This is a genomic window from Bergeriella denitrificans NBRC 102155 (assembly GCF_001592185.1).
GTDB lineage: Bacteria > Pseudomonadota > Gammaproteobacteria > Burkholderiales > Neisseriaceae > Neisseria > Neisseria denitrificans.
The window spans coordinates 1-990 of the sequence record NZ_BCWL01000348.1; the positions used below are offsets into that span (position 1 = coordinate 1).

A 990-nucleotide genomic window follows, 5' to 3' on the forward strand; every position below is an offset into this window, starting at 1 on the left:
TGCTTCAGCAGCTTAGTCAAGCCCCCTCTCTGAGCCGGGCGAGCCAACGCTGTAGATTTTTGATTTGAATTCACTATACAATCTTTTTTCTATTGTTTTCATTGCCCACGGGAGCCAGCCATGAGCACCGCCAAACCGCACAACGTCGATGCCGACGAAATCGCCAAATTCAGCCAGATTGCCGACAAATGGTGGGATAAAACCGGCGAATTCAAGCCGCTGCACGACATCAACCCGCTGCGCCTGGATTATATCGACCGCACCGCGCATCTGCAGGGCAAACAGGTGCTGGACGTAGGCTGCGGCGGCGGCATTTTGGCCGAAAGCATGGCGCGGCGCGGCGCGGCGCACGTCACCGGCATCGACATGGCGGAAAAATCCCTGAGCGTCGCCGAAGCCCACGCCGCCGCCACGGGCGTTGACAACATCGCCTACCGCTGCGTGCGCGTGGAAGATTTGGCGGAAGAAATGCCGCACAGCTTCGATGTCGTTACCTGCATGGAAATGATGGAGCATGTGCCCGACCCCGCCGCCATCGTCCGCGCCTGCGCCAAGCTGGCCAAGCCCGACGGCTTCGTCTTTTTCTCCACCATCAACCGCAATCCGAAATCCTATCTGCATCTGATTGTCGGCGCGGAATATGTGCTCAACTTCGTCCCCAAAGGCACGCACGACTGGCAGAAATTCATTACCCCCGCCGAGCTGGCGCGGATGTGCCGCCAAGCCGGGCTGGATTTGACCGACAGCAAAGGCATGAAATACAACCTGCTGACCCGTCAATATTCCCTCAGCGACAACACCGACACCAATTATATGATTGCCTGCCGCCCGCGCTAATGCGGCGTGCTTCACTATCAAACAGGCCGTCTGAAAAACGCCGCTTCACGGGCGGATTTTCAGACGGCCTATTTTGTTTTGTAGAAATTTCAATGACGTAGGACGGGCATCCCTGCCCGTTGCTCATTCATAGAATGAGATAAATCTTTTATA

1 protein-coding gene is annotated in these 990 nt (G+C 56.2%); it reads left to right on the forward strand.

Annotation, left to right across the window (positions count from 1 at the left end; genetic code table 11):
- The first annotated feature begins 120 nt into the window (after window positions 1–120).
- Window positions 121–837, forward strand: a complete 717-nt coding sequence (gene ubiG, locus BDE01S_RS10725; protein ID WP_066081428.1) for a bifunctional 2-polyprenyl-6-hydroxyphenol methylase/3-demethylubiquinol 3-O-methyltransferase UbiG — start codon at window positions 121–123, stop codon at window positions 835–837.
- Window positions 838–990 lie beyond the last annotated feature (153 nt).

What these genes read in the sequence shown, in the direction of transcription:
- ubiG (WP_066081428.1), top strand. Translation starts at nt 121, where the DNA reads ATGAGCACCGCCAAACCGCACAACGTCGATGCCGACGAAATCGCCAAA.